The organism is Pseudomonas sp. IT-P4, from assembly GCF_949767755.1.
Taxonomy (GTDB): domain Bacteria; phylum Pseudomonadota; class Gammaproteobacteria; order Pseudomonadales; family Pseudomonadaceae; genus Aquipseudomonas; species Aquipseudomonas monachiensis.
Map to the genome: position 1 here is coordinate 199,612 of NZ_CATKPX010000034.1, position 25,301 is coordinate 224,912.

Annotated in this window: 25 protein-coding genes; 13 read left to right on the forward strand and 12 right to left on the reverse strand. The window is 59.5% G+C overall.

Translation table 11 applies throughout. The features are described 5' to 3' along the window. Positions 1-86 precede the first annotated feature (86 nt). The 6 genes from hisB to ACM6IT_RS14315 all read left to right on the forward strand — a co-directional run bounded on the left by hisB (position 87) and on the right by ACM6IT_RS14315 (position 3,970). Positions 87-680, forward strand: a complete 594-nt coding sequence (hisB, locus tag ACM6IT_RS14290; protein ID WP_003218037.1) for an imidazoleglycerol-phosphate dehydratase HisB — start codon at positions 87-89, stop codon at positions 678-680. Next, on the forward strand, positions 680-1,318 hold the full coding sequence (gene hisH, locus ACM6IT_RS14295) for an imidazole glycerol phosphate synthase subunit HisH (protein WP_056725801.1): 639 nt from the start codon (positions 680-682) through the stop codon (positions 1,316-1,318). Before hisB ends, hisH begins: the two co-directional genes overlap by 1 nt. Continuing rightward, positions 1,319-1,576, forward strand: coding sequence for a DUF2164 domain-containing protein (locus ACM6IT_RS14300; RefSeq protein WP_007989200.1), 258 nt, complete (start codon positions 1,319-1,321; stop codon positions 1,574-1,576). A 42-nt stretch (positions 1,577-1,618) separates the two neighbouring features. Beyond that, positions 1,619-2,356: a 1-(5-phosphoribosyl)-5-[(5-phosphoribosylamino)methylideneamino]imidazole-4-carboxamide isomerase gene (gene hisA, locus ACM6IT_RS14305; protein WP_414918222.1), complete on the forward strand. Its 738-nt coding sequence runs from the start codon at positions 1,619-1,621 to the stop codon at positions 2,354-2,356. A gap of 9 nt (positions 2,357-2,365) precedes the next feature. After that, on the forward strand, positions 2,366-3,136 hold the full coding sequence (gene hisF, locus ACM6IT_RS14310; protein ID WP_007972752.1) for an imidazole glycerol phosphate synthase subunit HisF: 771 nt from the start codon (positions 2,366-2,368) through the stop codon (positions 3,134-3,136). 78 nt (positions 3,137-3,214) lie between these two features. Then, on the forward strand, positions 3,215-3,970 hold the full coding sequence (locus ACM6IT_RS14315; protein WP_056725798.1) for a substrate-binding periplasmic protein: 756 nt from the start codon (positions 3,215-3,217) through the stop codon (positions 3,968-3,970). Between the two features lie 41 nt (positions 3,971-4,011). Here ACM6IT_RS14315 and ACM6IT_RS14320 read toward each other — a convergent pair whose 3' ends face one another. From ACM6IT_RS14320 to gpmI, 4 genes are all read right to left on the reverse strand, one after another. After that, positions 4,012-4,788: a divergent polysaccharide deacetylase family protein gene (locus tag ACM6IT_RS14320; protein WP_414918223.1), complete on the reverse strand. Its 777-nt coding sequence runs from the start codon at positions 4,786-4,788 to the stop codon at positions 4,012-4,014. Between the two features lies 1 nt (position 4,789). Beyond that, on the reverse strand, positions 4,790-6,109 hold the full coding sequence (locus tag ACM6IT_RS14325) for a S41 family peptidase (protein WP_056725795.1): 1,320 nt from the start codon (positions 6,107-6,109) through the stop codon (positions 4,790-4,792). A gap of 31 nt (positions 6,110-6,140) precedes the next feature. Beyond that, the gene (locus tag ACM6IT_RS14330) at positions 6,141-7,436 is read right to left on the reverse strand and encodes a murein hydrolase activator EnvC family protein (protein ID WP_414918224.1); all 1,296 of its coding nucleotides are present in this window, start codon (positions 7,434-7,436) and stop codon (positions 6,141-6,143) included. Positions 7,437-7,687: 251 nt separating this feature from the next. Next, the gene (gpmI, locus tag ACM6IT_RS14335; protein ID WP_414918225.1) at positions 7,688-9,217 is read right to left on the reverse strand and encodes a 2,3-bisphosphoglycerate-independent phosphoglycerate mutase; all 1,530 of its coding nucleotides are present in this window, start codon (positions 9,215-9,217) and stop codon (positions 7,688-7,690) included. Between the two features lie 154 nt (positions 9,218-9,371). Here gpmI and ACM6IT_RS14340 point away from each other — a divergent pair, with 154 nt between their 5' ends. From ACM6IT_RS14340 to secB, 3 genes are read left to right on the forward strand one after another with little or no spacing between them, the layout of a single operon-like run. Beyond that, entirely contained in the window at positions 9,372-9,785 is a 414-nt protein-coding gene (locus tag ACM6IT_RS14340; RefSeq protein WP_008047735.1) for a rhodanese-like domain-containing protein, read from the forward strand. 1 nt (position 9,786) lies between these two features. After that, the gene (grxC, locus tag ACM6IT_RS14345; protein ID WP_008047737.1) at positions 9,787-10,041 is read left to right on the forward strand and encodes a glutaredoxin 3; all 255 of its coding nucleotides are present in this window, start codon (positions 9,787-9,789) and stop codon (positions 10,039-10,041) included. Positions 10,042-10,097: 56 nt separating this feature from the next. Beyond that, on the forward strand, positions 10,098-10,583 hold the full coding sequence (gene secB / locus ACM6IT_RS14350) for a protein-export chaperone SecB (protein WP_008047739.1): 486 nt from the start codon (positions 10,098-10,100) through the stop codon (positions 10,581-10,583). A 161-nt stretch (positions 10,584-10,744) separates the two neighbouring features. Here secB and trmL read toward each other — a convergent pair whose 3' ends face one another. Next, entirely contained in the window at positions 10,745-11,200 is a 456-nt protein-coding gene (gene trmL / locus ACM6IT_RS14355; RefSeq protein WP_056725791.1) for a tRNA (uridine(34)/cytosine(34)/5-carboxymethylaminomethyluridine(34)-2'-O)-methyltransferase TrmL, read from the reverse strand. Between trmL and ACM6IT_RS14360 the strand changes: the two genes are divergently transcribed. Further along, positions 11,199-11,639: a hypothetical protein gene (locus tag ACM6IT_RS14360; protein WP_056725789.1), complete on the forward strand. Its 441-nt coding sequence runs from the start codon at positions 11,199-11,201 to the stop codon at positions 11,637-11,639. The genes trmL and ACM6IT_RS14360 overlap by 2 nt on opposite strands. A 536-nt stretch (positions 11,640-12,175) precedes the next feature. Here ACM6IT_RS14360 and ntrC read toward each other — a convergent pair. The 6 genes from ntrC to glnA form a co-directional block, all read right to left on the reverse strand. Next, positions 12,176-13,612 carry a nitrogen regulation protein NR(I) gene (gene ntrC, locus ACM6IT_RS14365; protein ID WP_056725788.1) on the reverse strand — a complete coding sequence of 479 codons (1,437 nt, stop codon included), beginning with the start codon at positions 13,610-13,612 and terminating at the stop codon, positions 12,176-12,178. Beyond that, positions 13,609-14,694, reverse strand: a complete 1,086-nt coding sequence (gene glnL / locus ACM6IT_RS14370; protein WP_056725787.1) for a nitrogen regulation protein NR(II) — start codon at positions 14,692-14,694, stop codon at positions 13,609-13,611. The genes ntrC and glnL overlap by 4 nt, the downstream gene beginning before the upstream one ends. A gap of 228 nt (positions 14,695-14,922) precedes the next feature. Then, entirely contained in the window at positions 14,923-15,543 is a 621-nt protein-coding gene (locus ACM6IT_RS14375) for a DUF4124 domain-containing protein (RefSeq protein WP_223541781.1), read from the reverse strand. Next, on the reverse strand, positions 15,540-16,055 hold the full coding sequence (locus ACM6IT_RS14380; RefSeq protein ID WP_414918226.1) for a DUF4124 domain-containing protein: 516 nt from the start codon (positions 16,053-16,055) through the stop codon (positions 15,540-15,542). Before ACM6IT_RS14380 ends, ACM6IT_RS14375 begins: the two co-directional genes overlap by 4 nt. Positions 16,056-16,080: 25 nt before the next feature. Continuing rightward, the gene (locus ACM6IT_RS14385; RefSeq protein WP_414914294.1) at positions 16,081-16,503 is read right to left on the reverse strand and encodes a cupin domain-containing protein; all 423 of its coding nucleotides are present in this window, start codon (positions 16,501-16,503) and stop codon (positions 16,081-16,083) included. 178 nt (positions 16,504-16,681) lie between these two features. After that, positions 16,682-18,088, reverse strand: coding sequence for a type I glutamate--ammonia ligase (gene glnA / locus ACM6IT_RS14390; protein WP_008002929.1), 1,407 nt, complete (start codon positions 18,086-18,088; stop codon positions 16,682-16,684). Between the two features lie 328 nt (positions 18,089-18,416). On the opposite strand from glnA, the gene thiI reads away from it, so the two are divergent. Both thiI and typA read left to right on the forward strand, forming a co-directional pair. Continuing rightward, on the forward strand, positions 18,417-19,871 hold the full coding sequence (gene thiI, locus ACM6IT_RS14395) for a tRNA uracil 4-sulfurtransferase ThiI (RefSeq protein ID WP_056725781.1): 1,455 nt from the start codon (positions 18,417-18,419) through the stop codon (positions 19,869-19,871). A 139-nt stretch (positions 19,872-20,010) separates the two neighbouring features. Then, the gene (gene typA / locus ACM6IT_RS14400; RefSeq protein WP_007989225.1) at positions 20,011-21,831 is read left to right on the forward strand and encodes a translational GTPase TypA; all 1,821 of its coding nucleotides are present in this window, start codon (positions 20,011-20,013) and stop codon (positions 21,829-21,831) included. A 159-nt stretch (positions 21,832-21,990) separates the two neighbouring features. Here the strand turns inward: typA and ACM6IT_RS14405 are convergent, their stop codons facing one another. Further along, positions 21,991-22,431, reverse strand: coding sequence for a YkgJ family cysteine cluster protein (locus ACM6IT_RS14405; protein WP_056725779.1), 441 nt, complete (start codon positions 22,429-22,431; stop codon positions 21,991-21,993). 256 nt (positions 22,432-22,687) lie between these two features. On the opposite strand from ACM6IT_RS14405, the gene ACM6IT_RS14410 reads away from it, so the two are divergent. Next, positions 22,688-25,138, forward strand: coding sequence for a glycogen/starch/alpha-glucan phosphorylase (locus tag ACM6IT_RS14410; RefSeq protein ID WP_409078521.1), 2,451 nt, complete (start codon positions 22,688-22,690; stop codon positions 25,136-25,138). Positions 25,139-25,301: the final 163 nt, after the last annotated feature.

Sequence of the window (25,301 nt, forward strand, 5' to 3'; positions counted from 1 at the left end):
AGGGATATCACCTCTCGTGTTTCTGTTTGGCGCCCGCACGCCTATAATGGCTGCCTTTTTCGCCCAATGATTTTGCGGAGCTGGTGATGGCCGAACGTAAGGCGTCTGTCGAGCGCGACACTCTGGAAACCCAGATCAAAGCCTCGATCAACCTCGATGGCACCGGAAAGGCCCGATTCGATATCGGTGTTCCTTTTCTTGAGCACATGCTGGACCAGATCGCCCGTCATGGGCTGATCGACCTGGATATCGTCAGCAAGGGCGACTTGCATATCGATGACCACCACACGGTGGAAGACGTCGGTATCACCCTCGGCCAGGCATTTGCCAAAGCCATCGGCGACAAGAAAGGCATCCGTCGCTACGGCCATGCCTACGTGCCGCTCGATGAAGCGTTGTCGCGCGTGGTGATCGACTTCTCCGGTCGTCCAGGCCTGCAGATGCACGTGCCGTACACCCGCGCCACCGTTGGCGGCTTCGACGTTGACTTGTTCCAGGAATTCTTCCAGGGCTTCGTCAACCATGCATTGGTCAGCCTGCACATCGACAACCTGCGTGGCACCAACACCCACCACCAGATCGAAACCGTGTTCAAGGCATTTGGCCGCGCCCTGCGCATGGCCGTCGAGCTCGATGACCGCATGGCCGGGCAAATGCCTTCGACCAAGGGCGTCCTGTAATGCAGACAGTCGCGGTTATCGATTACGGCATGGGCAACCTGCACTCGGTGGCCAAGGCCCTCGAGCACGTCGGTGCCGGCAAGGTGCTGATCACCAGCGATGCCAGCGTGATTCGCGAAGCCGACCGGGTGGTTTTCCCCGGCGTCGGCGCAATTCGCGATTGCATGGCGGAGATCCGTCGCCTCGGCTTCGATTCCCTGGTGCGTGAAGTCAGTCAGGACCGTCCGTTCCTTGGCATCTGCGTGGGCATGCAAGCCTTGCTCGACACCAGCGAAGAGAACGACGGCGTCGACTGCATCGGCCTGTTCCCGGGCGCGGTGAAGTTCTTCGGCAAGGATCTGGTCGAAGATGGCGAACACCTGAAAGTCCCGCACATGGGCTGGAACGAAGTGAAGCAGAAGGTCAGTCACCCGCTGTGGCACGATATTCCGGACATGGCGCGGTTCTACTTCGTGCACAGCTACTACATCGCTGCCGCCAACGCGCGGCAGGTGGTCGGTGGCGGTCACTACGGTGTCGATTTCGCCGCGGCGCTGGCCGAAGGCTCGCGTTTCGCCGTGCAGTTCCACCCGGAGAAAAGCCATACCCATGGCCTGCAGTTGCTGCAGAACTTCGCTGCGTGGGACGGTCGCTGGTAAATGGCAGTCAAGAAGAAACCCCCGATCCTGACTCTCACTCCCGAGCAAGAGAGCGAGGCCAATCGCAAGATCAAGCGTTTCATGGAAGACCGCTTCGAACTCGACCTCGGCTCGTTCGAGGCGGCGGAGATTCTTGAGCTGTTTACCCGTGAAATTGCTCCGCACTATTACAACAGGGCGATTTTCGATGTGCAGGCGCACCTCAAAGAGAGGTTCGAAAGCATCGAAAGCGACCTGTGGGCGCTCGAGAAAAACTGATTTCCGAGCCAAGCTGAACATTCAAATTTGAAGGTTTGCCAGATGCTGATTATTCCCGCTATCGATCTTAAAGACGGTGCCTGTGTTCGTCTGCGCCAGGGCCGCATGGAAGATTCCACGGTGTTCTCCGATGACCCGGTGAGCATGGCTGCAAAGTGGGTGGAGGGCGGTTGCCGTCGTCTGCATCTGGTCGACCTGAACGGCGCGTTTGAAGGCCAGCCAGTCAACGGCGAAGTGGTCACCGCCATCGCCAAGCGCTATCCGAACCTGCCGATCCAGATCGGCGGCGGTATCCGCTCCCTGGAAACCATCGAGCACTACGTGAAAGCGGGCGTGAGCTACGTGATCATCGGCACCAAGGCGGTGAAAGATCCAGCCTTCGTCGCCGAAGCCTGCCGCGCGTTCCCGGGCAAAATCATCGTGGGTCTGGACGCCAAGGACGGTTTTGTCGCCACTGACGGCTGGGCTGAAATCAGCACCATCCAGGTGATCGACCTGGCCAGGCAATTCGAAGCCGACGGCGTGTCTTCGATCGTTTATACCGACATCGCCAAAGACGGCATGATGCAGGGCTGCAACGTACCGTTCACCGTCGCACTGGCTGCTGCAACAAAGATCCCGGTGATCGCTTCCGGCGGCATCCACAACCTGGGTGACATCAAGACCCTGCTCGACGCCAAGGCGCCAGGCATCATCGGCGCCATCACCGGCCGGGCGATCTACGAAGGCACCCTCGACGTCGCCGAAGCGCAAGCTTTCTGCGATTCGTACCAAGGCTGAGGACTGACCATGGCGCTGGCCAAACGCATCATCCCTTGCCTGGACGTGGACAACGGCCGGGTCGTCAAAGGTGTGAAGTTCGAAAACATCCGCGACGCCGGTGACCCGGTGGAAATTGCCCGTCGTTATGACGAGCAGGGTGCCGACGAGATTACCTTTCTCGACATCACCGCCAGCGTCGATGGCCGCGATACCACGCTGCATACCGTCGAGCGCATGGCCAGCCAGGTGTTTATCCCGCTGACTGTCGGCGGTGGCGTGCGCACCGTGCAAGACATCCGCAACCTGCTCAATGCCGGTGCGGACAAGGTTTCGATCAACACCGCAGCAGTGTTCAACCCGGAATTCGTCGGCGAAGCCGCGCAGCATTTCGGTTCGCAATGCATAGTGGTGGCCATCGACGCGAAGAAGGTTTCCGGACCTGGCGAAACCCCGCGCTGGGAAATTTTCACCCATGGTGGTCGCAAGCCAACCGGCCTCGACGCCGTTGAGTGGGCGAAGAAGATGGAAGGCCTGGGTGCTGGCGAAATCCTGCTGACCAGCATGGACCAGGACGGCATGAAAAACGGTTTCGACCTGGGCGTCACCCGCGCCATCAGCGACGCCCTGGGCATTCCGGTGATCGCCTCCGGCGGTGTAGGCAACCTGCAACACCTGGCCGACGGCATTATCGAAGGCCACGCCAGCGCGGTACTGGCGGCGAGTATTTTCCACTTCGGCGAATACACCGTGCAGGAAGCCAAGGCCTATATGGCCCACCGCGGAATCGTGATGCGTTAAACAAACCGGTACAGGCTAGTGGACACCATGGCATACCCAAGGCACTCTTGGGTACGCCATGGATTTCGGTAGCCAGACATGCTTAAACGCTTTCTTCTCGTCCTTGCCAGCGCTTCTCTGTTGTTGATCAGCGGAGCAAACGCTAAAGACAGCCCCGATACCGACCTGGTGTTGCTGACAGAGAACTTCCCGCCGTACAACATGGCGAAGAACGGCAAGAACTTCGCTCAGGACGAGAATATCAATGGCATCGCCACCGATATCGTCCGCGAAATATTCAAGCGCGCCGGCATTAGCTACAGCCTGACGTTGCGTTTCCCTTGGGAGCGGGTCTACAAACTCGCCCTGGAAAAACCCGGTTACGGCGTATTCGTCATGGCGCGCCTGCCCGATCGCGAAAAGCTATTCAAATGGGTCGGTCCGATTGGCCCGGACGACTGGATCATGCTGGCCAAGGCTGACAGCAAGATCACCCTTGAAACCTTGAATGACGCGCGCAAATACAAGATCGGCGCCTACAAGGGCGACGCCATTGCCGAGACGCTTGCCAAGCAAGGCCTCCAGCCGATCGTTGTGCTGCGCGATCAAGACAACGCCAGGAAACTGGTCAACGGTCAGATCGACCTGTGGGCCACCGGTGACCCGGCCGGGCGCTATCTGGCGCGCCAGGAAGGGGTCAGCGGGTTGAAAACCGTACTGCGTTTCAACAGTGCCGAACTGTACCTGGCACTGAACAGGGGCGTGCCGGACGAGACGGTGGCCAAGCTCCAGGCGGCGCTGGACCAGATGCGCAAGGAAGGTCGGGTGGACGAGATCATGGCGCAGTATCTCTAACGATCCTGCACATACCAGTGTGGGAGCGGCGGTGCGCAGACTTAGCGGTACCCCCCATCCTTGCCATGCGCAGCCGTCGCCCGGTTTCCGCGCACACTGATCATCTGTCGGATATCAATCCATTCGATCCCCTGGGCCTTGAGCCTGGGTAATTCACGCTCCAGCACCGCCAGCGTCTGCGGATACGGATGACCGATCATCACCGCCGAGCCCTGCTTGCGCGCGAGGCTGATCGCGGTCTGCAGCTGGATCAGGATCGCCGCCTCAGTACGCTCATCGTCGAGAAATACATCCCGTGAAACGCTCGCCAAACCGATCTTCTGCGCTTGGGCGGCGGCCACGGTCTGGGCGCTGGTACGGCTGTCGACGAAGAACTTGTGCCGGCGCTGCAAATCCGCCATCAACCACGCCATGGCGACTGGTTGCGCGGTCATGCGGCTGCCCATGTGGTTGTTGATGCCGCTGGTATACGGAACCATTTTGAATGCGGCGTCCAGGCGCTTTTCCAGCTCTTCGACGGGCAGCTCGGGGTGCCAGGCGAACGGTCCGGTGGCCGGGTCCATGGGCATGTGCAGGATGACGATCTTGCCGGCGCGATGGGCTTCGCGGGCGAATTCGGTGGCGTGGGGTGTGTCGGGCATGATTGCCGTGGTCACAGGGCCGGGCAGGGCGAGTACGCGGCGATCCCGGGGCAGATTCTGCCCCAGGTCATCGATGATCAGGCTCAGGTAGGCTTTGTGGGGCGTCGGTCCGGCGGGTTCTGCGTGAGCAACACCCGCCAGACAACACAACAGACCGATCAGCAACCGCAGAAACATCTCAACGGCCGGATGTGATGCTCAGCCCTTTGAGCAGGCTCAGGGCCTGGGCCAATTGGTAATCATCGTCCTGCGGCATTGGCTTGGCTTTGCCGCTGGAACCGGTCGGTTTGTCGGCGCCGCCGTTGCCGTTGCCCAGGTGACCCTGCAAGTCGGCTTCCTTGAAGTAGTCGCTGTCCTGCTCGCTGGTGATCTTGGCCTTGCGCACTTCGATGTCCGGCACGATGCCCTGGGCCTGGATGGAGCGGCCGTTCGGCGTGTAATACAACGCCGTGGTGATCTTCAGTGCGCGCTCGTTGTTAAGCGGCAGAACCGTCTGTACCGAGCCCTTGCCGAAACTGGTGGTGCCCATCAGCACGGCGCGTTTCTGGTCCTGCAGGGCACCGGCGACAATTTCCGAAGCCGAGGCGCTGCCGCCGTTGATCAGCACGACCATTGGCACCGCTTCACTTTCGTCCTTGCCGGTGGCAGAGAAACGCAGCTCGGAGTTGGCGATGCGGCCCTTGGTGTAAACGATCAGGCCCTTGGTGATGAAGTGGTCGACCACTTCCACCGCCGCTTGCAACACGCCGCCCGGGTTGTTGCGCAGGTCGAGAATGATGCCCTTGAGCTTCTTGCCGTTTTCCTTGCGCAGCTTGGCCAGCGCCTTGGAAACTTCTTCGCCGGTCTTGACCTGGAACTGGGTGATGCGGATATACCCATAGCCCGATTCCAGCAACTGGCTCTTCACGCTCTTCACCTGGATGACGGCGCGGGCCAGGGTTACGTCGAACGGCGTGCCACCGTCGCGCACCAGGGTCAGGGTGATTTTCTGGCCGATCTTGCCGCGCATCTTGTCGACGGCTTCGGTCATGCTCTGGCCGCGGGTCGGCTGGCCGTTGATCTTGACGATGAAGTCGCCGGCCTGAATGCCGGCCTTGGAGGCCGGAGTGTCGTCAATGGGCGACACCACCTTGATGAAGCCGTCTTCGGCGCCGACTTCAATGCCCAGGCCGCCGAACTCACCGCTGGTGCTTTCCTGCAACTCGGCGAAATCTTCAGGGCCCAGGTAGGCGGAATGCGGATCGAGGTTGCTGAGCATGCCCTTGATGGCGTTTTCCAGCAGGGTCTTGTCGTCCACCGGTTCGACATAAGCGGCCTTGATCCGGTCCATCACCTCGGCAAAGGTGCGCAACTCATCCAGCGGCAGTGGCGCCTTGGTGGTCGCAGCAGTGCCCGCAGGCGCAACCGCCGGCGCTGGTTGAGCGGCAAACGCCAGAGGCGCGCCGATCACCAGGGCGATCGTCAGGGCCAGCGAGGTAAGGCGGGACAAATGCAGCATGTCTAACAAACTCCTGAATTAGGTAACGCACTTATCCTTGCGCGCGGCACCATTGCGCCGGATCACTCGGGTGACCCTGCTGACGAATCGCGAAATACAATGCCGGTGTATCTTGTCCGCCACTGCTACCCACAGTGGAGATGGACTCACCGGCTTTTACCACGTCACCCGCAGACTTGAGCAGCGTCTGGTTGTGACCATAAAGACTCAAAAAGCCGTTGCCGTGGTCGAGGATCACCAGCAACCCGGCGCCTCGCAGCCAGTCGGCAAACACTACGCGACCACCATGCACCGCATGCACGGTGCTGCCGGCAGACGCGCTGATCATCACGCCATCCCACTTGGTCCGGGCATCGTCGCCACGGCTTTCACCGTAGCGCGCCAGCAGTCGACCATCGACAGGCCAGGGAAGTTTGCCGCGGGTTGACGCAAACGGGCCGCCAAAAGTCTCGCCGGAACTGGAAACCAGAGCGCCAGGCGTTGATCTGACCGGTTTGCGTGGGGCGTCGTCGCTGGCATCTGCCTGCGCCCGGGCCTCACGTAAACGCTTTTTTTCGGCTTCCTGCTGGGCAATCAGCGCTTTTTGCCGCGCTTCTTCTGCCTCACGAGCCTGGCGCGCCAGGGTTTCTTCAATGGTTTTAAGGACTTTAGACAGGTCTGCCTGATCCTGCTCGCGTGCCGCCAGTTTCTGATCGCGAGCCTTTACGTCGTCATTGAGTTTGGCCAGGACTTGCTGGCGCTCCTTGCGGACTTTCTCGAGCTCGTCACGCTGGGTGTCGAGGCTGCTTTGCTGCACCAGCAATTGCGCCTGCTGCATGGCGATGTCTTTCTCGACATTGGACAGTTGGCGCAGGGTTTCGTTGAAATTCTTCAACTGCTCCAGGCGAGCCTGGCTCAGGTAGTCGTAATAGGTGAGGGTACGAGCGAATCTTTCCGGATTCTGCTGGTTGAGCAGCAGTTTGAGGTATTCCTGGCGACCGTTCTGGTAGGCCGCGCGGGCCTGGATGGCGATCAATCGCTGTTGTTCAATACGCGCGCTCTGGAGTTTTTTTTTCTCTGCATCGAGGCGCTGCAGCTCGGCTTCGCTTTTCTTCAGCTCTTTTTGCAGGGCATCGACCTGCTTCTCGAGCTTGCCCATTTCGGTTTCGGTACCCTTGAGCTCTTTCTGCACACCGGACTTTTCTTCCTGCAACTTGCCCAGCAGCTTCTTCAGCTCGGCAATGTCCTGACGCGTGGCGTCCAACTGTTGTTGGGTATCTGCGCGCTCGTCAGCAAAGGCCGGTTGGAGCAGGCAAGTCAGAGCTAGGGCTATCAGGACGCGGAGCATAGGGGCGGGCGGCACCAGGGAAAGGGACGGCCTAGTATGCCCGCCATGGGCGGCAAAAAAAATGCCCATTTCTGACTGTGTGATGACTGGAGCAAGCGACAGACTGAATTCCATTTCGAAAACTCCATAAACCACTGTGGGAGCGGGCTTGCTCGCGATGGCGTCCGATCATTCAACATAGATGTTGGCTGTCAGATTGCTATCGCGAGCAAGCTCGCTCCCACAGGTTTTGTGGCGTTTTGGAGATCCAGTCAGACCAGAATCGAAGTCCCGGTCATTTCCGCCGGTTGCTCAAGGCCCAGCAACTTGAGCATGGTCGGCGCCACGTCCGCCAGAACGCCGCCCTCGCGGACCTTCAGGTCGCGCTTGCCGACATAGATGAACGGTACCGGCTCGGTGGTGTGCGCAGTGTGCGCCTGGCCGGTGGTTTCATCGGACATTTGCTCGACGTTGCCATGGTCAGCGGTGATCAAGGCTTCGCCGCCGACTTTTTCCAGGGCATCGACGATGCGACCTACGCACAGGTCCAGGCACTCAACGGCCTTGACCGCCGCTTCGAACACGCCGCTGTGGCCGACCATGTCGCCGTTGGCGTAGTTGACCACGATCACGTCGTAACGCTGGTTTTCGATGGCGTCGACGATGCGGTCGGTGACTTCCGGTGCGCTCATTTCCGGTTGCAAGTCATAGGTGGCGACTTTCGGCGAGGGGATCAGGATGCGTTCTTCGCCCGGGAACGGTTCTTCGCGGCCGCCGGAGAAGAAGAAGGTCACGTGGGCGTATTTTTCGGTTTCAGCGATGCGCAGTTGGGTCTTGCCGTTTTTCGCCAGGTAGTCGCCCAGCACGTTTTCCAGGCTGCCGGCGGCGAAAGCCGAGGGCGCGGGGATGCTGGCGGCGTATTGGGTCAGCATGACGAAACCGGCCAGTTTCGGCTGGCGGGCACGCTCGAACTCACTGAAGTTGTCTTCGACGAACACGCGGGTCAGCTCGCGGGCACGGTCGGCGCGGAAGTTCATGAACACCACGGCATCGCCGTCTTCGACTTTTACCGACTCACCGATGGAGGTGGCCTTGACGAATTCGTCGCTCTCGCCACGCTCGTAGGCCGCTTGCAGGCCTTCCTGGGCGGTGGCGGCGTTGAATTCGCCCTGACCCTCGACAATCAGGTTGTAGGCCTGGGACACGCGGTCCCAACGGTTGTCGCGGTCCATGGCGTAGTAGCGGCCGATGATGCTGGCGATCCGGCCCTTGCCCAGGGCCTGGAAGGTCGCGTCCAGCAGCTCGATCGACGACTGCGCGCTTTTCGGCGGGGTGTCGCGGCCGTCGAGGAAGGCGTGCAGGTAGATGTTTTGTGCGCCGCGCTTGAAGGCCAGTTCGGCCATGGCGACCAGGTGATCCTGGTGGCTGTGCACGCCGCCATCGGACAGCAGACCCATGAAATGCACGGCTTTGCCGGCGGCGACGGCTTTGTCCACCGCAGCGCAGATGGTCGGGTTCTCGAAGAACTCGCCGTCACGGATCGATTTGGTCACGCGAGTGAAATCCTGATACACCACGCGGCCGGCGCCCAGGTTCATGTGGCCGACTTCGGAGTTGCCCATCTGGCCATCCGGCAGGCCGACGTCCATGCCGCTGCCCGAGATCAGGCCGTTCGGCACGGTGGCCCACAGACGATCCAGTACAGGCTTCTTCGCCGCGAAAATGGCGTTGGATTCGGGATTGTCGCTGTGACCGAAGCCGTCGAGAATCATCAGGACCAAAGGTTTAGGCGTGGTAGTCATGGAATCCACTCGTGGCTGAGGTAAAAGGGGGTAATGGAAAAAGGGAGTCGCAGTTTAAAGCGAAGTTCCGGCCGCGTCACCGCCGGACGGGGTTTGGCCCACCATAGTGGCTGTGTATACTGGCCGACATTTTAACGCCCTGGAACCTCCTTCGATGGTTGCTAACCTGATTCAATTTGCCACTAACCACTACATTCTCGTCGGTATCTTCGTCGTACTGCTGGCGTTGCTGATTGCCTATCAAATGCAGGGCGGCGGCCGTAGCCTGAGCACTGGCGAACTGACCGGGCTGGTCAACAAGGACGCAGGCGTGGTAATCGACATTCGTCCGACCAAGGATTTCGCCGCCGGTCACATTGTCGGCGCGCTGAACATTCCCCAGGACAAACTGACCGCCCGCGTTGGTGAGCTGGAAAAGCACAAGGCCAAGACCATCATCCTGGTCGACGCCATGGGCCAGACCGCTGGCACCCACGCCCGCGAACTGATGAAATCCGGCTTCACCGCCGCCAAGCTGTCCGGCGGTATCTCCAGCTGGAAAGCCGACAATCTGCCGCTGGTGAAGTGATATGAGCAGCGTCGTCGTCTATTCCAGCGATTACTGCCCTTACTGCTCGCGAGCCAAGTACCTGCTCGAGAACAAAGGCGTGGCCTTCGAAGAGATCAAGGTCGATGGCAAGCCGCAGGTGCGCGCTGCGATGGCCCAGAAGGCCGGGCGTACGTCCGTGCCGCAAATCTGGATCGGCAGCACACACGTGGGCGGATGTGATGATCTGTTCGCCCTGGAGCGCGCCGGCAAGCTCGACGCGCTGCTCAGGGCCTGACGGCAATATCCCAAACAAGCAAACCTAAAAGAACCCTGGATCAAGAAGGATCTGCGATGACTGACCAACAGAACACTGCTGCGAACGAAGAAGAAACTGCACCGCAATTCTCCTTGCAGCGCATTTATGTGCGTGACCTGTCCTTCGAAGCTCCGAAAAGCCCGGCGATCTTCCGCCAGCAGTGGGAGCCGAGCGTCGGTCTGGATCTGAACACCCGTCAGAAGACGCTGGAAGCTGACTTTCACGAGGTCGTGCTGACCCTGTCGGTTACCGTGAAAAACGGTGACGAAGTGGCGTTCATCGCTGAAGTGCAACAGGCCGGTATCTTCCTGATCAAGAATCTGGACGACGCCTCGATGAGCCACACCCTGGGTGCGTTCTGCCCGAACATCCTGTTCCCGTACGCTCGCGAAACCCTGGACAGCCTGGTGACCCGTGGTTCGTTCCCGGCACTGATGCTGGCTCCGGTGAACTTCGATGCACTGTACGCGCAAGAGCTGCAACGCATGCAGGCTGCTGGCGAGACTCCGACCGTTCAGTAAAAGCTTCGTTTGCTCCATGAAAAAAGCGCCTCCGAAGGCGCTTTTTTCATGGAACAAACGAAACCTTCGAGTAGGAGCTGCCGAAGGCTGCGATCTTTTGATCTTGAAAATCAAAATCAAAAGATCGCAGCCTTCGGCAGCTCCTACATTGGGTCATGGTGTTACTTGAAGTCGTTCTGCCGCCAGGCTTCGTAAACGGCCACTGCCACGGTATTGGACAGGTTCAGGCTGCGGCAGCCCTCGCGCATCGGCAGGCGCAGGCGTTGCTCGCTCGGCAGGGCGTCCAGCACCTCGGCGGGCAAGCCCCGGCTTTCCGGGCCGAACAGGAACGCGTCGCCCGGGACGAAGCTGGCATCGTGGAACGGCCGCGAACCCTTGGTAGTGAAGGCGAACAGTCGTGGATGGCCGAGGCTCTCCAGGCAGCTGGCAAGGTCCGCGTGGCGTTGCAGGGTGGCATACTCGTGGTAGTCGAGGCCGGCCCGGCGCAGGCGCTTGTCGTCCATCTCGAAACCCAGCGGTTCGATCAAATGCAGGTGGCAGCCACTGTTGGCGCACAGCCTGATAACGTTGCCGGTATTCGGCGGAATTTCTGGTTGGAAAAGGATGACGTGAAACATGCACGGCTCCGAAGGCAAAGATGACGCGCATTCTACGCCGCCAGAAGGCGTGCGTTCGAAACTATTCCTGCGGGTAATGGGCTCGCTGGCGATTGTCGGGGTGATGGTCGGGATGATGATCGGTCGCCTGACCACGCCGGACCCCAGTCAGTTGCAGCAGGTGGAAGTGACGAACGACGGGCTGGTGGTGTGGTTCAACAATGAGCCCAAGACCCACGGCGAGATGGTTGATGGCAGTGTTGCGCTACTGTTTGGCGCCGAGGGCAAGGCGCAGAAAGGTCAGCTCAAGCTCGGTGGCAAGGACGTGAACTGGCGGGTACGTTTGAGCGATGGGGGGTTGTTGCTGACACTGGTGGCGGCCCGGCCTCTGCAGGGCCAATGGGCCGGTAGCGAGGTCGATGACCGCTGGCGGCTGGAGATCCATCTCCGGGAGCAATAAAAGAGGGAATCCCCGGCCTGCCTGTACCAAGGTTCCCGAAACGGGAGGCTCGTCGCGAGTGCGGTGTGAGCCTGGTGTAAAGAAGGAACCCCTGACCTGCCTGTATCAAGGGCCCCAAAACTGCGGGGCTCGTCGCGGGTGCGGTGTGAGCCCGATGTAAAGAGGGGAATCCCCGGCCTGCCTGTACCAAGGTCCCCGAAACCGGGTGGGTGAACTGATTCACCTGAAAGGGTTGTTGCAGGGGGCGTGCCAGTTTTCACAAAGAGAAACAAAAAATCGCTTTGAGGCGCTGAAAGCCCCGGAATTCGGGGCTTTCGTGTTTTTTCGAAAGGGATTCGGTTGCGAAAGCAGGCGGGGATTCGAAGCTGTTTTTGTGCGCGATTGCGGTTCACGGTGCATTGCGGCGGTGCATGGGGCGTTGTTATCGGCCAAAAAAGATCGCAGCCTTCGGCAGCTCCTACTGGGTCTTGCGTACGACTGTAGGAGCTGCCGGAGGCTGCGATCTTTTCGCTTGCGACTAAACTCGAAAGCCAGATTTAACCCTCATCCCCCTCATCATCATCCCCGCCATCAACCTTCATCCCCAATTCCTTGATCTTGCGGGTCAGGGTGTTGCGTCCCCAGCCCAGCAAGACGGCGGCATCGCGGCGGCGACCGGCGGTGTGCTTGAGGGCGGTCTCGATCATGATCCGCTCGAAGGCTGGTACAGCGCTGTCGAGCAGGCTCGACTGACCACGGGCCAGTGCCTGGTCAGCCCACTGGCGCAGGGCCTGCTCCCAGTTGGTGACCGGTGCCGAGTCCTGCGGCAGGCTCAGCAGTTCCGGCGGCAGGTCGCCGATGTGCACTTCGCGACCCGAAGCCATCACCGTGATCCAGCGGCAGGTGTTCTCCAACTGACGCACGTTGCCGGGCCACGGCAAGTTCTTCAGGTATTCCTCGGTTTCGCTTTTCAGCAGCTTAGGCTCGACCGCCAGTTCCTGGGCGGCGCGGCCGAGGAAGTGCTTGGCCAGGGTCGGGATGTCTTCGCGACGATCCGACAGGCGCGGGATATGGATGCGGATCACATTGAGGCGGTGGAACAAGTCCTCTCGGAATTTCCCGGCGTGCACCAGGGTTTCCAGATTCTGGTGAGTCGCAGCGATGATGCGCACATCGACCTTCACCGGCACATGACCACCGACGCGGTAGAACTCGCCATCGGCCAGTACCCGCAGCAAGCGGGTCTGGGTGTCGGCGGGCATGTCACCGATTTCGTCGAGGAACAGCGTACCTCCATCGGCTTGTTCGAAACGCCCGCGACGCAGGTTGGCGGCGCCCGTGAATGCGCCTTTCTCATGGCCGAACAGTTCGGATTCCATCAGGTCCTTGGGGATCGCCGCCATGTTCAGCGCAATGAATGGCGAAGCGGCGCGCGGGCTGTGACGGTGCAGCGCGTGGGCCACCAGTTCCTTGCCGGTACCCGATTCACCATTGATCAGCACGGTGATGTTGGAGTGGCTCAAGCGCCCGATGGCGCGAAACACTTCCTGCATCGCCGGCGCTTCGCCGATGATTTCCGGGGTGCGGGTCAGGGTCGGGGGCACTTCCAGGCCCTGTTGTTCCTGAGCGTGCTGGTTGGCGCGCTTGACCAGGGAAACCGCTTCGTCGACATCGAACGGCTTGGGCAGGTACTCGAAGGCGCCGCCCTGATAGGACGCGACAGCGCTGTCCAGATCGGAATGAGCGGTCATGATGATCACTGGCAGCCGTGGGTGCTGTTCGCGAATCCGCGCCAGAAGGTCCAGGCCACTGGCGCCGGGCATGCGGATGTCGGAGATGATCACGTCCGGCTGCTGGCGCGCCAGGCGGCTCATCACGCCATCGGCGCTGTCGAAGCTTTGCGTGGTCATGCCTTCCTGTTGCAAGGCTTTTTCCAGGACCCAACGGATAGAACGGTCGTCATCGACGATCCACACGGTTTCACTACGGCTCATGTCGATGTGGCTCCTTGTTCCAGTGGCAGAAAGATCGAGAAGGTGGTGTGGCCGGGGTGGCTGTCACATTCGATCAGGCCCTGGTGCTGGCTGATGATGTTCTGGGTAATGGCCAGGCCCAGCCCGGTACCGTCCGGACGACCGCTGACCATGGGGAAGAAAATGGTTTCCTGAAGTTCTGCCGGGATGCCCGGACCGTTGTCGATGATCTCGATCTTGGTCACCAGGCGATGGCGTACGTGGCCGATGGTGAACTGGCGCATCGCGCGGGTGCGCAGGCTGATGCGACCCAGGCGCAGTTCGTTCTGGCTGCTGATGGCCTGCATGGCGTTGCGCACGATGTTCAGCACGGCCTGAATCATTTGCTCGCGGTCGATCAGGACGTCGGGAATGCTTGGATCGTAGTCGCGCACCAAGGTGATGCAGCCCTGGCTTTCGGCCTCCACCAGATGGCAGACACGCTCAAGCACTTCGTGGATGTTGCACATGGCCAGCGACGGCAGCTTGTTGGAGCCGAGCATGCGGTCCACCAGGTTACGCAGGCGGTCGGCTTCTTCGATGATGACGTTGGTGTAGTCGCGCAGGCTTTCTTCCGGCAGTTCCCGGGCCAGCAATTGTGCCGCGCCGCGTATCCCGCCCAGGGGGTTCTTGATTTCATGGGCAAGGCCGCGCACCAGCATCTTGCTGGTTTCCTGTTTCGACAGCTGTGCTTCTTCCTTGGTGATCCGCAGCAGGCGGTCACGGGGGTGGACTTCGAGCAGCAGCATGGTGTCGCCGTTGCTCAGGATCGGCGTTACCGCGTAGTCGACGGTCAGGGTCTGGCCGGTGAGGGCGGTGAGCATCGCTTCGCGCTTGGTGAACGGGTGCGCTTGCTCGACGGCCTGGCGCAACGAGTTCAGCGCCTCGGTCGATTCGGTAAACAACTCACTGATGAACTGTCCATGGCTGCGCTGACCGCTGATGGCCAGCAGCATCTCCGCCGCCGGGTTCATGTACTCGAGGCGCAGTTCGGCGTCGAGCAGGATGGTGGCAGTGGTGAGGTTGTCGAGTAGCAAACGGTGGAGCGCGTCGCTAATGGTCATCGGGACCTCTTTTAGGGCAGAGCATGCGCAAAAAAAACGCTGGTACGGGCAAAATGCAAAAACCAAACCAAGGCTCCGAAAAGAAGCGCTCAAGGCCTGAAACAGGCGTTTGACGCTCGTTTGCGTGGCGTTCTGCCAGCTTTCGCGGGTACTTTCGAACCAAAATGGGTTGGAATGTGAGTGCGGTGCAAGCTATTGCACCAATATAGTGCGCAAACCTGAATGAGGTTAGAAAAGTCTCAGGAAAGGATTTTTTTCTTCGCCGGGTTTGTCGCTGAGCGGGCATTCCGGCCGCTGGCCGTAGTCTTCGAGGACACAGGGTTTGATCCTGCGCTTCTGGGCGAGAGACGTGCGCTGCATGTGGAAAGGCTGGCTGGCGGTGCGTTCGACGATGCGTCCCTGTTCGTCGAGGATTTCCACGGACAGGGTATGGCTGCCGCGATCGATGTTGCTCAAGGCGAACACCGGGCTCAGGCCGGGGTCGGCGGTGGGCTGGCCGTCGAGCAGCAACCGGTAACGGTGGCCGGGTTGCAGGGCGGGTTCGTTGGTGGCGCTGATGATGACTTCGCCGGTGTTGCTACGGATGGTTGCGTCGGGTTCCGGGATCAGGATGCGCAGCACCTCATAGTGGAACAGCGCTTGTACTTCGGGGCTGCTCTGGGCAAGCGATGGCGCTGCACTGGTGGGAGTGGCCGCTATTCGATTGCTCGTTATCAGTGGTACGCGCCTGGCGTCGCCGGGTTTGGGCTGGTCGGTGAAAACCCGATTGCCCTGAGCATCGAGATACATGAAGACCTCTGCCGAGGCGGGCAGGGCGATCAGGCAGGCGATCAGTAACCAGGCCTTCAAGGCTTGTGCACCCGCTGTACGGTGAATGTCACCGCCGGGCTCTGCTGCACAACATTTTCGCCATCGATCACTTGTACGGCGAGACGGTGTTCGCCGCGATCGATGTTCACAAGTTGCAGGGTCGGTACATTGCCTGGCTCGCCGTAGGGTTGACCGTCCAGCAGTAGGCGCAACAGGTGAGGGCGTTGCAGGTGCGGTTTGATCAGTACGTTTATCGTGAAGGTGCCATTGTTGGCGCGTAACGCTTCTGTGGTGGGCAGGCCGGTGAGTTCCAGTTTTTCGTAGGCGCCGTGGATTGGCTCGGGGATATTGCCTGCCTGAGGTTGCGCAAAATCGCCGGGTGGTTGGCGTTCGATGCTGTTGAGTGGCGGCAGATCCACCGCCCGGGCTTCAACGCCATCGGGCGGTTGGTTGCTGTAGGCGGTATTACCGGCAGCATCGGTGTATCTGTAGATTTGGGCCATCACAGGAAAAATGAAGGACAGCAGTAGAAGGAGTAAAAGTGGCCGCATTCGGACTTCCTGTGTGAAGCAAGGACTACTCCGCCAATGGAATGCCTTCGCTGCCAGCATAGAACACAACAAGTTCTACCGGTTCATCGCCGGTGACGCCGCGATGGGTGATGTTGACCATTTCGGCCAGCGCTTCGCCTGGTTTGATACGCCGGGTCTGGCCGCTGTTCCTGTCTTCGACTATCAGCTCGCCAGAGAGGATGTAAGCCGCGTTGGGAATCGGATGAGTGTGCCAGGGGAGTTTGCTATTGGCAGGGATCGTGAGTTTGAGCACGGTCAGTTCGGGCGCGGCATCCGGGTAGCGAATGTAAGGTGTGTTATCCCACGACTTGCTGCTTTGCAGCAGGATTTCCCGTTTGATTTCTGTCGACTGGGGGATTGTGTTGCAGCCCAGGAGGGCGAAGGTGGTGAGAGCGGCCAGTAGCGTCTTGAGTGGGAAGGTTTTCATCATTCCATCCGTTGATTGCAGGTAGTGAGCAGGCTACGAGTCATTCAAGTTGGTTGATGCCGGACGATGCCGTGTGTGCCCGAGGAGATGTCGGGTTTCATTGTCGGAAGTTGCCCACAAAAAAGGCCTCCCGAAGGAGGCCTCTTTTTGTCACGCCGCGTGTTGCGACGCTACCGGATCAGCAGCTGTAGTACAGCTCGTATTCCAGTGGGTGTACGAAGGTACGTACCTTGATTTCTTCTTCGCTTTTCAGGGCGATGTAAGCGTCGATGAAGTCGTCGCTGAAAACGCCGCCTTTGGTCAGGAACGCACGACCTTTGTCCAGCTCTTCCAGGGCTTCTTTCAGGCTGCCGCAAACTTGTGGGATCTCTTTGGCCTCTTCAGGCGGCAGGTCATACAGGTTTTTGTCAGCAGCGTCGCCAGGGTGGATCTTGTTCTGGATACCGTCCAGGCCAGCCATCAGCAGTGCGGCGAAGCACAGGTACGGGTTGGCAGCCGGATCCGGGAAGCGTGCTTCGATACGGCGGGCTTTCGGGCTCGACACGTAAGGAATACGGATCGAAGCGGAGCGGTTGCGAGCCGAGTAGGCCAGCATCACTGGAGCTTCGAAGCCTGGAACCAGACGCTTGTAGGAGTTGGTTGCCGGGTTGGTGAAGCCGTTCAGGGCCTTACCGTGCTTGATGATGCCGCCGATGAAGTACAGGGCGGTGTCGGACAGGCCGGCATAACCTTCGCCTGCGAAGGTGTTCTTGCCATCTTTCCAGATGGACATGTGTACGTGCATACCCGAGCCGTTGTCGCCGTACAGAGGCTTAGGCATGAAGGTCGCGGTACGGCCGTAGGCATCGGCAACGTTGTGCACGACGTACTTCAGGGTTTGGGTTTCGTCGGCTTTCTTCACCAGGGTGTTGAACTTGACGCCGATTTCGTTCTGGCCGGCAGTCGCCACTTCGTGGTGGTGAACTTCGACGGTCAGGCCCATTTCTTCCAGTGCGTTGCACATGGAGGTACGGATTTCGTGGTCATGGTCGAACGGCGGAACCGGGAAGTAGCCGCCTTTGACGCCTGGACGGTGGCCTTTGTTGCCGCCTTCGATGTCCTGGTCGGACATCCACGAACCTTGTTCGGAGTAGATCTTGAACATGGAGCCGGAAATGTCGGACTTGAACTTCACCTGGTCGAAGATGAAGAACTCTGGCTCTGGACCTGCGTATACGGTGTCACCGATAGCGGTGGCTTTCAGGTGCTCTTCGGCGCGCTTGGCGATCGCACGTGGGTCGCGGTCGTAGCCTTGCATGCTCGAAGGTTCGATGATGTCGCAGACCAGGATCAGGGTCGGTTCTTCGGTGAACGGATCCAGGACGGCGGTGGAGTCGTCCGGCATCAGGATCATGTCGGAGGCTTCGATGCCTTTCCAGCCAGCGATGGAGGAACCGTCGAACATTTTGCCGACTTCGAAGAAGTCGTCATCCAGCGCATCGCGAGCCGGCATGGTCACGTGGTGCTGAGTGCCTTTGGTGTCCGTGAAGCGCAGATCAATCCACTTGACGTCATGATCTTTGATGAGTTGAACCGACTTCGACATAGTGTCCTCCGGGTGGCTTCGGGCTAGTAGTGGATGCCCTTAAATGTGGGTGATGCCGGCGCGAATACTCTGCCAAGGCAACCTGCCTCACAAGGGAGCAAATTGCATGCCAGTGCCCCAGCATGGGTTTTTTGCCCCAAAAACACGCTTGCGGGGGCATATTGCGCTTTAAAGCAGAAAATCTCGCCCTGTAATGTGGCGCCGCCTCCTGCAAATGACCTGTTTTGGTGCGCGCGAAACCTTCTGCACATTAACTGGTTAAACCTTGAGCAATTTCCGCTATAATCCGCGCCCCCCTTTTTCGGCAGGCCATGCGCGCGCTGTTTCCATGAAATTAATCGTAAAAGTCTTCCCCGAGATCACCATCAAGAGCCGCCCGGTACGGATGCGTTTCATCCGTCAATTGGCCAAGAACATCCGTGCCGTGCTCCGCGATCTGGACCCGGCCGTGGTGGTGAACGGCGTGTGGGACAACCTCGAGCTGGAAACCCGTGTCAGCGACCCAAAGGCCTTGAAGGAGATGGGCGAACGCCTGAGCTGCATGCCGGGCATCGCGCATTTCCTGCAAATCGATGAGTACCCGCTGGGCGATTTCGACGACATCGTTGAAAAGTGCAAGCAGCACTACGGTGATGCACTGGCCGGCAAGATCTTCTCGGTACGTTGCAAGCGCGCCGGCAAGCACCCGTTCAGCTCGATCGATATTGAAAAATATGTCGGCAGCCAGTTGCGCCGTCAGTGTGGTGCCGCCGGGATCGACCTGAAAAAGCCGGAAATCGAAGTCCGGATCGAAGTTCGCGACCAACGGTTGTTCGTGATCCACAGCCAGCACAACGGCATCGGCGGATATCCGCTGGGCGCGCTGGAGCAGACCCTGGTGCTGATGTCCGGTGGCTTCGACTCCACCGTGGCGGCCTACCAGATCATGCGCCGCGGCCTGATGGCGCATTTCTGCTTCTTCAATCTGGGCGGACGTGCCCACGAACTGGGCGTCATGGAAGTCGCGCATTTCATCTGGAAGAAGTACGGCAGCTCCCAACGCGTGCTATTTGTCAGTGTGCCGTTCGAAGAAGTGCTGGGCGAAATTCTCGGCAAAGTCGATAACAGTCATATGGGCGTAGTATTGAAGCGTATGATGTTGCGCGCTTCGTCCCAAATTGCCGATCGACTGCACATCGACGCACTGGTCACCGGTGAGGCGATCTCCCAGGTGTCGAGCCAGACGTTGCCGAACCTGTCAGTGATCGACTGCGTGACCGACAAACTGGTCCTGCGCCCACTGATCGTCGCGCACAAGCAGGACATTATCGACACGGCCAACGAAATCGGCACCGCAGATTTCGCCCGGCACATGCCGGAATACTGCGGCGTCATCTCGGTCAATCCGAAGACCGCGGCCAAGCGCCATCGCGTCGAGCATGAAGAGAAAGAATTCGATATGGCGGTACTCGAGCGTGCGCTCGAAAACGCCAAGCTGGTGCCGATCGATCGCGTGATCGATGAACTGGGCCAGGATTTGCAGATTGAAGAAGTCAGCGAAGCGCTGGCCGGTCAGATCGTCATCGACATCCGTCACCCGGATGCCGCTGAAGACGACCCGCTGGACCTCGCTGGCATCGAGGTACAAACGATGCCGTTTTATGCAGTTAACGCTCGTTTCAAGGAACTGGACCCTACTCGCCAGTACCTGCTGTATTGCGACAAAGGCGTGATGAGTCGCCTGCATGCCCACCATTTGCTCAGTGAGGGGCATGCCAATGTGCGCGTTTATCGACCGAGCTAAGTGCCCGGGGCTGTTTGCCTGTGGCCTGCGTCACCGGCCCCCCGATGCCACCGTCAAGCTGTAACGGCTTTCACGGACGCTACTGTTAATCGCTGCCAAGACTTGTCAGCACACCGAATCCTCTGATCGAGATACACAAGTGATCGAAAATCTACGCAACATCGCCATCATTGCCCACGTTGACCATGGTAAGACCACCCTGGTAGACAAACTCCTGCGTCAATCCGGCACCCTGGAGCGCAACGAGCTCAACGACGAGCGCGTGATGGACTCCAACGACCAGGAAAAAGAGCGCGGTATTACCATTCTGGCGAAAAACACCGCCATCAACTGGAACGGCTACCACATCAACATTGTGGACACCCCGGGCCACGCCGACTTCGGCGGCGAAGTTGAGCGCGTAATGTCGATGGTCGACTCCGTTCTGCTGCTGGTTGACGCTCAAGACGGCCCTATGCCGCAAACCCGTTTCGTGACCAAGAAGGCTTTCGAAGCCGGCCTGCGTCCGATCGTGTGCATCAACAAGGTTGACCGTCCAGGCGCGCGTCCGGACTGGGTTCTGGACCAGATCTTCGACCTGTTCGACAACCTGGGTGCCACCGAAGAACAGCTGGACTTCAAAGTCGTCTACGCCTCGGCCCTGAACGGTATTGCCGGTCTGGACCACACCGAAATGGCTGAAGACATGACCCCGCTGTACCAGTCGATCGTCGACAACGTACCGGCGCCGGCTGTTGACCGTGAAGGTCCGTTCCAGATGCAGATCTCCGCACTGGACTACAACAGCTTCCTGGGTGTTATCGGTGTTGGCCGTATCGCTCGTGGTCGCGTCAAGCCGAACACCCCGGTTGTCGCTATCGGCGCCGACGGCAAGAAGCGTAACGGTCGTATCCTGAAGCTGATGGGTCACCACGGTCTGCACCGTGTGGACGTTGAAGAAGCTGCTGCAGGCGACATCGTATGCATCAGCGGTATGGACTCGCTGTTCATCTCCGACACCCTGTGCCACCCGGACACCGTTGAAGCGATGAAGCCGTTGACCGTCGACGAGCCAACCGTTTCCATGACCTTCCAGGTAAACGATTCGCCATTCTGCGGTAAAGAAGGCAAGTTCGTGACTTCCCGTAACATCAAGGAACGTCTGGACAAAGAGCTGCTGTACAACGTTGCACTGCGCGTTGAAGAAGGCGACTCGGCTGACAAGTTCAAGGTTTCCGGCCGTGGCGAACTGCACCTCTCGGTACTGATCGAAACCATGCGTCGCGAAGGCTTCGAAATGGCTGTAGGCCGTCCGGAAGTGATCATCCGTCTGGTTGACGGCGTGAAGCACGAACCGTTCGAAAACGTCACCATCGACCTGCCGGAAGAATCCCAGGGCAAGGTGATGGAAGAGATGGGCCTGCGTAAGGGCGACCTGACCAACATGGTGCCGGATGGCAAGGGCCGTGTGCGTCTGGAATACAACATCCCTGCTCGTGGTCTGATCGGTTTCCGTAACCAGTTCCTGACCCTGACCAACGGTGCTGGCATCCTGACCTCGATCTTCGACCGTTACGACGTGATGAAGTCCGGCGACATGTCCGGCCGTCAGAACGGCGTTCTGGTTTCGGTTGAAACCGGCAAGGCACTGACCTACTCCCTGGAAACCCTGCAGGCGCGTGGCAAGCTGTTCGTAGAACACGGTCAGGAAATCTACAACGGTCAGATCGTTGGTCTGAACAGCCGTGACAACGACCTGGGCGTCAACCCTACCAAGGGCAAGAAGCTCGACAACATGCGTGCTTCGGGTAAAGACGAAACCATCGCCCTGGTTCCACCTGTTCGCTTCACCCTGGAACAGGCTCTGGAATTCATCCAGGACGACGAGCTGTGTGAAGTGACTCCTAAGTCCATCCGTCTTCGCAAGAAGATCCTGGACGAAAGCGAGCGTACCCGCGCTGCCAAGAAAGCCAAGGCATAAGATTTAGCCCGGCTTAATGAAAACGCCCCCGGTCGAAAGGCCGGGGGCGTTTTTGTTTGTCTGAAGCCATAAAAAAGATCGCAGCCTTCGGCAGCTCCTACAAAAGCACAGTCGTGCGCATTTCTGTAGGAGCTGCCGAAGGCTGCGATCTTTTCAGGCTTAAAACTTTTCCAAAGTCCGGCGGCTGCTGCTCTCGCGCTCCACTTCCTTGGGCTTGTACGCGCAATACCCCGGCCGCGGGCCGATTTTCGGGTGATTGCGGCAAGTATCCGGGCGCTTTTCATAAATAGTGCACAGACGGCTCTTACGATCCAGGTAGTAGCAATCGTTGTTGCTCATGCGCTGGAGGGTGAAGATTCCTGACTTCTGGTTGAAACGCTCGACCAAACCTTCCTTTTGCAGGCGTTTGGCGATGTTCTTCGGCGGGTCACCCAGCTCGAATTCATCGACTACGCCGATACGGACCAGATCCTTGATCTTGACCTCGACCGGCAGGGTGCAGCAGCTGGACATGCACGAGCCGCACATCGGGGCGGAGTACTTGGCCCAGGTATCGAGTCGGTCGATCTCCGCGGCGGCGATCAGGTTCGGCTTCATCATCGGTTGTTACCAGCGTGTGCATCAGGGCGCGCGATCATACCGGGACTGGTGGATTTTTGAACAACCTTTCGCCAGTTTTTTTCACGGACGGCGCAAACAACCGGAAAATAGGCACGAGCCCTGCATTGATTCAGGCACAAGACAACGCAATGTCGATCCAGCTCGCATTCAAAGCAAAAACTGCCGAACCAGAGCCTCTACCGCCTGTCAGACCGACTAGGCTCAGACAACTCCAAGCTCGCTCGAGGTCCTATCGATGACTCAAGAACCACTTGTTCGCGAAGCAGAGGTGGCCGCATTCCGCGACGCCGTCTTGACCAAACTCACTTATGCAGTGGGTAAAGACCCGGATCACGCCTTCGACCACGATTGGTTCGAAGCCATTGCACTGGCCGCGCGGGATCACATGGTCGAGCACTGGATGGACCACACGCGGCAGATCTACCGCAAAGGCCAGAAGCGCGTTTATTACCTCTCCCTGGAGTTTCTCATCGGCCGGCTGCTCTTCGACAGCCTGAGCAACCTCGGCCTGCTCGACGTGGCCCGCGAAGCCCTGACCGAACTCGGCGTCGACCTTGAGCGCATTCGCTTGCTGGAGCCCGATGCGGCCCTGGGCAACGGCGGCCTCGGGCGTCTGGCGGCGTGTTTTCTGGAAAGCATGTCGACCCTCGGCATCGCCGGTCATGGCTACGGTATTCGTTACGAACACGGCTTGTTCCGCCAGGCCATCGTCGATGGCTGGCAACAGGAGCAGACCGAACACTGGCTGGATTTCGGCAACCCCTGGGAGTTCGAGCGCCCGGAGGTGGTTTACCCGATCGGCTTCGGCGGCAGTGTCGAGACAGTGACCGATGACAGCGGCAAGTCCAGGCAAGTCTGGCACCCGGCGGAAACCGTACGGGCCATTGCGTATGACACGCCGGTGGTCGGTTGGCGCGGGGCAAGCGTCAACACGCTGCGCTTGTGGCGCGCCCGGGCCATGGAAGATCTGCATCTGGAGCGTTTCAACGCCGGCGACCACCTTGGCGCCGTAGCCGAAGTGGCCCGGGCCGAAAGCATCTCCCGGGTGCTGTACCCGGCGGACAGCACCGAGGCCGGCCAGGAATTGCGCCTGCGCCAGGAGTATTTCTTCGTCGCCGCCTCGTTGCAGGATTTGCTGCGCCGCCATCGCAACATGCACACCTCGGTGCTGACCCTGGGCGATCACGCTTCGATCCAGCTCAACGACACTCACCCCTCGATTGCCGTGGCTGAACTGATGCGGCAACTGGTCGACGTCTATGACGTGGCATGGGACGCGGCGTGGCAGGTCACCGTCGATACGCTGTCCTACACCAACCACACATTGCTCCCCGAAGCGCTGGAAACCTGGCCGGTAGGTTTGATGGAACGCATGTTGCCGCGGCACATGCAGATCATTTACCTGATCAACGCCCAGCACATCGATTCCCTGCGGGCCAAAGGCATCCACGATTTCGATGTGCTGCGCGCGGTATCGCTGATCGAGGAAGACAACGGTCGCCGGGTACGCATGGGCAACCTGGCGTTTCTCGGCTCCCACAGCATCAACGGTGTGTCCGGGTTGCACACGCAACTGATGCGTCAAACGGTGTTCTCCGAACTGCACAAGCTCTACCCGGAGCGGATCAACAACAAAACCAACGGCATCACTTTCCGCCGCTGGCTGTATCAGGCCAATCCCGAGCTGACCTCGATGCTGGTCGATACCCTCGGCCCCGAAGTGCTGGATAACCCGGAAGAGCGTTTGCGCGCCCTCGAACCGTTCGCCGAGAAAAGTGCATTCCGCAAGGCGTTTGCCGAGCAACGCCTGCACAGCAAGAAAGCCCTGGCGTACCTGATTCATGAGCGGTTGGGTGTGGCGGTCAACCCGGCGGCGATGTTCGACGTGCAGGTCAAGCGGATTCACGAATACAAGCGCCAGTTGCTCAACCTGATGCACACCGTGGCGTTGTACCAGGCGATTCGCGCGGAACCTGAAATCGACTGGGTACCACGGGTGAAGATCTTCGCCGGCAAGGCGGCCGCCAGTTATCACCAGGCCAAACTGATCATCAAGCTGACCAACGACATCGCCCGGGTGGTGAACAACGACCCGACCGTGCGCGGCTTGCTAAAAGTGGTGTTCCTGCCCAACTACAACGTCAGCCTGGCGGAGAGCATCATTCCGGCGGCGGATTTGTCCGAGCAGATCTCCACCGCCGGGTTCGAAGCGTCAGGCACCAGCAACATGAAATTCGGCCTGAACGGCGCGCTGACCATCGGCACCCTGGACGGGGCCAACGTGGAAATGTGCGACCGCATTGGCGCCGAGCACATGTTCATCTTCGGCCTCAGCGCGCAGCAGGTGGAGGCGCGCAAGCAGAACCATGAGTTCAGCGCGGTGCCGGATATCGCCGCGTCCCATCGTCTGAATGATGTGCTGCAGGCGATTCGTGGCGGGGTGTTCTCGCCGGATGATCCGTCCCGTTATGCCGGGTTGATCGATTCGCTGGTGGACTACGACCGCTTCCTGGTCTGCGCCGACTTCGATTCCTACTGGCACGCCCAGATGCGCGTCGAAGCCCATTGGCACGATTCGAAGGAGTGGTGGCGTTCAGCCGTGTTGAGCACGGCGCGGATGGGCTGGTTCTCCTCGGACCGGACCATTCGCGAGTACGCCACGGAAATCTGGAAGGCACTGGAGTAAGTCTTCAGACCGGCGGATATACTGGCGCGCCGGAAAAGATCGCAGCCTTCGGCAGCTCCTACAGGATCGCGTAATACCGCGACTATGTAGGAGCTGCCGAAGGCTGCGATCTTTATGGATACGGCTGAGCTAATCTTTCCGGATTGGCCAATGCGCTTAGGGA

Excerpts from the sequence above, each read along its gene's own strand:
- hisB (WP_003218037.1), top strand. The coding sequence starts at position 87 with ATGGCCGAACGTAAGGCGTCTGTCGAGCGCGACACTCTGGAAACCCAG.
- hisH (WP_056725801.1), top strand. The coding sequence starts at position 680 with ATGCAGACAGTCGCGGTTATCGATTACGGCATGGGCAACCTGCACTCG.
- ACM6IT_RS14300 (WP_007989200.1), top strand. The coding sequence starts at position 1,319 with ATGGCAGTCAAGAAGAAACCCCCGATCCTGACTCTCACTCCCGAGCAA.
- hisA (WP_414918222.1), top strand. The coding sequence starts at position 1,619 with ATGCTGATTATTCCCGCTATCGATCTTAAAGACGGTGCCTGTGTTCGT.
- hisF (WP_007972752.1), top strand. The coding sequence starts at position 2,366 with ATGGCGCTGGCCAAACGCATCATCCCTTGCCTGGACGTGGACAACGGC.
- ACM6IT_RS14315 (WP_056725798.1), top strand. The coding sequence starts at position 3,215 with ATGCTTAAACGCTTTCTTCTCGTCCTTGCCAGCGCTTCTCTGTTGTTG.
- ACM6IT_RS14320 (WP_414918223.1), bottom strand. The coding sequence starts at position 4,788 with ATGTTTCTGCGGTTGCTGATCGGTCTGTTGTGTTGTCTGGCGGGTGTT.
- ACM6IT_RS14325 (WP_056725795.1), bottom strand. The coding sequence starts at position 6,109 with ATGCTGCATTTGTCCCGCCTTACCTCGCTGGCCCTGACGATCGCCCTG.
- ACM6IT_RS14330 (WP_414918224.1), bottom strand. The coding sequence starts at position 7,436 with ATGCTCCGCGTCCTGATAGCCCTAGCTCTGACTTGCCTGCTCCAACCG.
- gpmI (WP_414918225.1), bottom strand. The coding sequence starts at position 9,217 with ATGACTACCACGCCTAAACCTTTGGTCCTGATGATTCTCGACGGCTTC.
- ACM6IT_RS14340 (WP_008047735.1), top strand. The coding sequence starts at position 9,372 with ATGGTTGCTAACCTGATTCAATTTGCCACTAACCACTACATTCTCGTC.
- grxC (WP_008047737.1), top strand. The coding sequence starts at position 9,787 with ATGAGCAGCGTCGTCGTCTATTCCAGCGATTACTGCCCTTACTGCTCG.
- secB (WP_008047739.1), top strand. The coding sequence starts at position 10,098 with ATGACTGACCAACAGAACACTGCTGCGAACGAAGAAGAAACTGCACCG.
- ACM6IT_RS14360 (WP_056725789.1), top strand. The coding sequence starts at position 11,199 with ATGCACGGCTCCGAAGGCAAAGATGACGCGCATTCTACGCCGCCAGAA.
- trmL (WP_056725791.1), bottom strand. The coding sequence starts at position 11,200 with ATGTTTCACGTCATCCTTTTCCAACCAGAAATTCCGCCGAATACCGGC.
- ntrC (WP_056725788.1), bottom strand. The coding sequence starts at position 13,612 with ATGAGCCGTAGTGAAACCGTGTGGATCGTCGATGACGACCGTTCTATC.
- glnL (WP_056725787.1), bottom strand. The coding sequence starts at position 14,694 with ATGACCATTAGCGACGCGCTCCACCGTTTGCTACTCGACAACCTCACC.
- ACM6IT_RS14380 (WP_414918226.1), bottom strand. The coding sequence starts at position 16,055 with ATGCGGCCACTTTTACTCCTTCTACTGCTGTCCTTCATTTTTCCTGTG.
- ACM6IT_RS14385 (WP_414914294.1), bottom strand. The coding sequence starts at position 16,503 with ATGAAAACCTTCCCACTCAAGACGCTACTGGCCGCTCTCACCACCTTC.
- glnA (WP_008002929.1), bottom strand. The coding sequence starts at position 18,088 with ATGTCGAAGTCGGTTCAACTCATCAAAGATCATGACGTCAAGTGGATT.
- thiI (WP_056725781.1), top strand. The coding sequence starts at position 18,417 with ATGAAATTAATCGTAAAAGTCTTCCCCGAGATCACCATCAAGAGCCGC.
- ACM6IT_RS14405 (WP_056725779.1), bottom strand. The coding sequence starts at position 22,431 with ATGATGAAGCCGAACCTGATCGCCGCCGCGGAGATCGACCGACTCGAT.
- ACM6IT_RS14410 (WP_409078521.1), top strand. The coding sequence starts at position 22,688 with ATGACTCAAGAACCACTTGTTCGCGAAGCAGAGGTGGCCGCATTCCGC.